The organism is Mesorhizobium sp. M7A.F.Ca.CA.004.06.1.1 (assembly GCF_003999135.1).
Classification (GTDB): Bacteria; Pseudomonadota; Alphaproteobacteria; order Rhizobiales; family Rhizobiaceae; genus Mesorhizobium.
Genome location: NZ_RZPQ01000364.1, coordinates 1 through 5,798, shown reverse-complemented (window position 1 = coordinate 5,798; position 5,798 = coordinate 1). Strand labels below are relative to the sequence as shown.

At 58.2% G+C, this 5,798-nt stretch carries 5 protein-coding genes and 1 tRNA gene; 2 read left to right on the top strand and 4 right to left on the bottom strand.

The window, feature by feature from the left end; genetic code table 11:
• The 3 genes from EN906_RS20545 to EN906_RS20535 form a co-directional block, all read right to left on the bottom strand.
• On the bottom strand, window positions 1–320 hold a 320-nt coding region (locus EN906_RS20545; protein WP_164777262.1), incomplete at its 3' end, for a GNAT family N-acetyltransferase.
• A gap of 119 nt (window positions 321–439) precedes the next feature.
• Entirely contained in the window at window positions 440–709 is a 270-nt protein-coding gene (gene rpmA, locus EN906_RS20540) for a 50S ribosomal protein L27 (protein ID WP_013529063.1), read from the bottom strand.
• Window positions 710–806: 97 nt separating this feature from the next.
• The gene (locus tag EN906_RS20535) at window positions 807–1,472 is read right to left on the bottom strand and encodes a 50S ribosomal protein L21 (RefSeq protein ID WP_127266820.1); all 666 of its coding nucleotides are present in this window, start codon (window positions 1,470–1,472) and stop codon (window positions 807–809) included.
• Between the two features lie 408 nt (window positions 1,473–1,880).
• Here EN906_RS20535 and EN906_RS20530 point away from each other — a divergent pair.
• Together EN906_RS20530 and EN906_RS20525 are read left to right on the top strand one after the other, a co-directional pair.
• A tRNA-Ser gene (locus EN906_RS20530) sits at window positions 1,881–1,970 on the top strand.
• A 114-nt stretch (window positions 1,971–2,084) separates the two neighbouring features.
• Window positions 2,085–3,407 carry an integrase gene (locus EN906_RS20525; protein ID WP_024502873.1) on the top strand — a complete coding sequence of 441 codons (1,323 nt, stop codon included), beginning with the start codon at window positions 2,085–2,087 and terminating at the stop codon, window positions 3,405–3,407.
• A 1,452-nt stretch (window positions 3,408–4,859) separates the two neighbouring features.
• Here the strand turns inward: EN906_RS20525 and EN906_RS20520 are convergent.
• The coding region (locus EN906_RS20520; protein WP_164777261.1) for a GGDEF domain-containing phosphodiesterase at window positions 4,860–5,798 on the bottom strand (939 nt) is incomplete at its 5' end.

The window sequence follows — 5,798 nt, the reverse complement described above, 5'->3', positions numbered from 1 at the left end:
CAGTAACCGAGCTCCAGCCCGCGATCGGTGGTGTTGAGACCGGCGCAGCCGACGAAAGTGTCGGTGCCGGCCAGCGTCAGGGCATAAGCGATACCGGCCCGGCGCGACTTGGTCATGGCCAGGAAAGAGCGCGCCTCGGCCTCGCCATAGGGGTGCGGCATGCGGGCCAGCATTTCGGCGACATGGCGGTTGTCGGCAAGTTCGACCAGTTGCGCGATATCGCCTTCGTGAGGCGCCCGCATCACCAGTCGCTCGGTGACCAGCACCGGACAATCTATCGCGTAACTTTCGTCTTCTGAGTCTTCCGCTTCGGCAACCATTTGAAAGTCCTCCAGGCACAAGAAAAAGGGGAGATGGAAACCCATCTCCCCTGATCCTTTTCCTGGCTTTGCCAGACACCGGTCCCGAGATGGGCGCCGGTGTTCTAGTGCGGAACCGGCTACTCCGCGGCTTTGGCAATCGGGTTGACCGATACGTAGGTTCGGCCGTTGGCTTTTTTGTTGAACGTCACGGCGCCGGTCTCGAGCGCAAAAAGCGTATGGTCCGTGCCCATGCCGACATTGACGCCGGGATGCCACGTGGTGCCGCGTTGACGAATGATGATGTTGCCCGGGATGACGGCTTCGCCGCCGAACTTCTTCACGCCCAGACGCTTGGAATGCGAGTCGCGACCGTTGCGCGACGAGCCGCCAGCTTTCTTGTGTGCCATCTAACTAACTCCGTTGCGCCGCAAGGCGCCTAAAAGGCCTTATGAACGCGTTCGCGTTCCGTTTCAAGTCCGATCCGGCGACCAGGTCGCCAGAAAATTACTTCGCAGCCAATTCCTTGGCCTGCTCGCGCCAGTCCTTGATCTGGTCGGCGCTGAAGGACATGTGCTCGTCGATCTTGGCGACATCCTTGTCGGTCAGCTTGGCGAGCTGCGCGAAGGTGATGATGCCCTGCTCGTTGAGATCCTTGGCTGCGACCGGGCCGATGCCCTTGATCACGGTCAGATCGTCCGGCTCACCCTTCGGCGCCTTGAACAGCGGCACTGCCGCGGTCTCGGCTGCCTTGGCCTTGGGCTCCTTCTTCGGCGCGGCTTCCGCCTGCACCTCGGTGGCGGCCTCGGCCTTCACCTTCTTCGGCGCCTTGACCGATGCCGTCTTCGTCGGCTTGGCGCCACCCAGCAGGATCTCGGAGATCCGCACGGTGGTCAAAAGCTGACGATGGCCGATCTTGCGGCGCGAATTCTGCCGGCGGCGCTTCTTGAAGGCGATGACGGTGCGGTTCTTGCCCTGCTCGACGACTTCGGCGGTGACCACCGCGCCATCGACGAACGGCGCGCCGAACGTGACATTCTCGCCTTCGCCATGTGCAAGGACGTGGCCGATCTCGACCATATCGCCGACATTGGCTTCGACTTTTTCGATCTTCAGGAGATCGTTGGCGGCAACGCGATACTGCTTGCCACCCGTTTTAATGACTGCGAACATTTTTTGCCTTTCGCTGTTCGGTCGGCCTTGATGAACCGCCTGAGGCAGTTCAGCCGTCTTTTTGTCAGTCTGCGGGTTCAAAAAACAAGCGGCGCGGAAGAACCCTCCACGCCGATTGCGCGCTGTCCCTAACCGAAGGTTGGGGGCGAGTCAAGGCAAACCAGCCGCGCCGTTTCGAGACCGTCATTGGCGGGCACGGACCGGCTGTGCCGACATGCCCACGGCGTTGCCCCCGCCTGGGCTGAGGATGGGTGACTGGTCGGCAATCTGCCTCGGGCCTCGCTGTACCCACCAGCCCGTGAATCCGCCGCTTGCCAAGCAAGCCAAATAACTGACGGATTGGCCTTGTAACCTGCCCGTTCAGCCGTTATCTAGTGCGCCGCGCCGGCAACGGCCGACCATGACCGCGGAGAGGTGGCAGAGTGGTCGAATGCACCGCACTCGAAATGCGGCATGGGTGCAAGCCCATCGGGGGTTCGAATCCCTCCCTCTCCGCCATATAGCTTCCATAAAAATCCTTTCCTTTCAAAAGCTTCCTTGTTGCACTTGACCAGCACGAAGCGAAACATATCTTAGACTGTGTAACAAACTGTGTAACATTAGAGAAAGATAATGCGACGTTCCGCAGCGCCAAAGCCGCATAAACGTGAAGGCATCTGGTATCTCGTCCGCAGGGTGCCGAAGGAATTCGCGGCGTTTGATCGCCGCTGCCTAGTACGCATTTCCACGGGCGTCGCCGTGGCTGACGATCCCCGCGGTGTACGGGCGCGAGATGCAGTGCAAAGCCTCGGCGCGGGGCTGGAGGCGTATTGGCGTAGACTGCGGGAAGGCCAATCCGCCGAGGCGGGGCTGCGTTTCGAAGCCGCGAGGAAGCGCGCGCGGTCATTTGGATTGGCCTATCGCACTAACGAGGAACTAGCAGCGGGGCCGCTCGACGAACTCATGGCCCGTATCAAGCTGCTCCTCGACAAAAAATCGATCGAGGACGCGCAGGACGTCTCGGCCGTCATGGGTGGGGAGAAGCGGCCAGCGGTCCGCCTGAGCGGTCTTATCAAGGAATTCGAGACGATCGAGCAACAGAACTTGCTGGCCATGTCGCCCAACCAAATCAAGAAATGGCGTAACCCCAAAAAGCGCGCAGTTGCCAATCTGGTTGGAGTCATTGGCGACAAGGAGATCGCAAGCCTCACTCGGGACGACGCAATCGCGTTCCGCGAGTGGTGGCAAAAGCGGATCGTTGAGGATGGACTTGATATCGGTACGGCCAACAAGGACATCGGCCATGTTTCGAAAATGCTGCGCGTCGTCGATCTGACTCACCAGCTCAAGCTGGAGCCGGTTTTTCGAAACCTGCGTCTTTCCGGCGCCGTCCCCGGGCAACGCGCTGCGTTCACAGCGGAGTTCATTCAGGAGAAGATACTCGCTGAAGGCGCGCTCGACGGACTCAATGACGAAGCCCGCCATCTAATCTATGTGATTGCCGATACCGGACTCAGGCTTTCTGAAGCGGCAAACCTCACCACCGAAACAATCCACCTCGATCGAGAAATCCCGCATGTGCGGGTGCGCCCCAATGGCCGTCGCTTGAAGACCGGTCATTCAGCCCGTGACATTCCCTTGGTTGGCGGCGCACTTGCAGCCATCAAGCTCCATCCGGACGGCTTTCCTCGTTATCGCGACAAGGCCGCGTCACTTTCAGCGCTCGTCAACAAGGTGCTCGCCAGCAAGGAACTTCTGCCGACTTCCGAGCATAGTCTTTATAGCCTGCGACACACTTTCGAGGACCGGCTGACGGCAGTTGAGGCGCCGGAGAAGGTAATTGCTTCTCTGATGGGCCACAAATGGATCCGGCCCAAATACGGCGCGGGACCTTCGTTAGCGCAAAAGCGCGAGTGGCTCCAAAAAATCGCTTTTACCCCGCCCGGGCGAATGTGATTGCGGCGCCATCCAGGCCTTGAGAACCAACCTCACGGCTCCAGCTGTCCGAGCCATTTAGGTTGAGCGTGGCCAGCACGCGCTGCGCTCGCTCGCGATTTCCGAGCTTCCGCCGCATTTGTTCGACCTCGTATTCCAGCCTTTCGAAGGTCGGTATATAGGCATCTCCATGCCGGATGACCAAGTAGGCGGCAACAGCTAGACACCATTCTAGCTCCGTGGCCGATGGATCGGAAAAAGGGGCGACGCCATACCAAGACGAGCAACGCCTCTCGAGGGCTTCCGAACTAGGCAAACGGCCAGCATGTGGCATGGGAAAGAAACCTATGCCTGATCGACGAACCTAAAGTGCTCACGAAGCTTGACCGGTACGCGGGCCATCGGAGGGTTCTGCCTAAAACCGCCAAAAATTTTGAAACACCCATTCATCCGGCTCGAATTCAAAGGGATCGGCGATTTTTGGGTTATGGCTTGCAAGCATAGTTCAGCCCAGACAAGAACGCCTGATATCTTGTCGTGCACTGTCACCCTGCCAAATATGGTGCCGGCGACAACGGCAGTTTGGCGAGCAGAAGAATTCCCGAGACTGAGACGTTCTACGGCTTGGCCCATGTTCGCGCTCCTCCTCGATTGGAGACAGGATGGGCCATATGGAAGCGAATAAAAGGAGGTTGGTGACGAGTCTCGGTAGTGGAGTAGAAACGGGTGGAAAAGCTTGCGCTATTCGCCATCGGCGCCGCTAAACGCATTTGAGAGAAGGGGCAGCGATCGCCAAGAGATGACGTCCGATCGCAAGCCGGCTAGAAATGCGACAGTGACGCGCCTTTTTTGGCACGACCTTAGCACCCGATCGGGCCTCAGCTGGTCGTCGTTGCGCAGCCGATCGGGTGCGATTTTTATAAAGCTCTCTTGGCTTTAGCTTTGAGAGCCCGTCATCGAGACAAATGCAAGGGAACGGTCCGCCCCCTGGGGACATTCGACATGCCGTGGCAGCTTCCTATGGTGAGCCAGCGCATTCCGATACACGTTTTCCGCGCTCTACCGTTGCTCCAGCACCTGTGCTGAGGCTGAGCGCTTGATCAGGACCCGACCGCTGCTGTTGCGGGATGGTGACTGGGTTGAGGTCGCGAAGACCTTGACCGCGGGTACGTTGTTCATCCCGATGAGCGCTGAGCCGAGAAGCAGCCAAGAACGCTTCCCGTAATCGAATCCTACGGGAACCGCGAAACCAGCGTCCAAAGGACGCAATTCTCCGACGTCGTTCACTCAAGCTCATCTCGCAACTTGAACGCTTGTATGAAGCCGCTGCATGTGCGCCGGTGGACCGGATTGCTGCTATCCAAACCACGTGCTCAGTTTCGCCCCGTAATAACTCTACCGTCCGAAACGGCTTTCGCGCGTCAGGTCCACCCCACATGAAAGTTCCGCGAGCAGCACGGACGGAGAGGCCGGTCACAACTCCTTCGCGTGCTCTTTTACTACCGAATCAAGTGCCAAATGGAGAGGCACTGCCTTAGAGAACAGGAAGCCCTGCGCGGTTCTGCAGCCAAGCTGGTACAGAGTTTGCCGATCTGCCTCTGTTTCAACGCCCTCGGCCATGACCTCGATCCCGAGCGTCCTACCAAGATCAATCACCGCTTTGACAAGCAGCCGATTCTCCCGGGACTTGGCTAAGCCGCGAACGAAGCCCTGATCTATTTTCACCTTCCTGATCCGACTGTCCTTGAGCGATGCCAACGTCGAAAAACCGGTGCCGAAGTCATCGAGCGCGATAGAAATGCCAGCATGTGAAAGCCGGGCGAGCTTTTCATCCACTCTGTCCGGATCCACTGGGGCTTCTTCGGTAATCTCGATGTCGAACATCGTTGCAGGGAGGTCTTTTGCCGCCAGACCATTAAGAATCATCTCGTCAATATCGCCAGCTTCCAACTCGCACGGTGAAACATTCATCGCCACACGAACATCACGACGGTCAGCTTTGACCAAGCCCTCGATAAGAGCGCAACAGTCGGCGAATACCGTTTGAGTTAGCAGCTGAAGCATTCCAGTTTCGCGTGCCGCTGTCATGATCTCGGGCGGAGAAATGGGACCGTGAAGCGGGTGAGACCATCTTAGCAAGGCTTCAAAACTGACGACGGCTTCAGTTTCGAGTCTTACGATTGGCTGAAACCAAGCGACCAAGCTTCTCATCGTTATCGCCGAATGAAGATCGCGTTCGATTGACTGGCGGCGTTGCAACTCCCGGGCTAGCTCGGCATCGAACAGACAAAATTCATTCCTGCCGCGGCGCTTAGCTGTGTAAAGGGCGATGTCGGCCCGCAACAACATTTCCGTTAGTCCGGGGTTTTCAGCCAAGTAGATTCCTATAGACGCTCCAATGCGGACTGATGC

Excerpts from the sequence above, each read along its gene's own strand:
- rpmA (WP_013529063.1), bottom strand. The coding sequence starts at position 709 with ATGGCACACAAGAAAGCTGGCGGCTCGTCGCGCAACGGTCGCGACTCG.
- EN906_RS20535 (WP_127266820.1), bottom strand. The coding sequence starts at position 1,472 with ATGTTCGCAGTCATTAAAACGGGTGGCAAGCAGTATCGCGTTGCCGCC.
- EN906_RS20525 (WP_024502873.1), top strand. The coding sequence starts at position 2,085 with ATGCGACGTTCCGCAGCGCCAAAGCCGCATAAACGTGAAGGCATCTGG.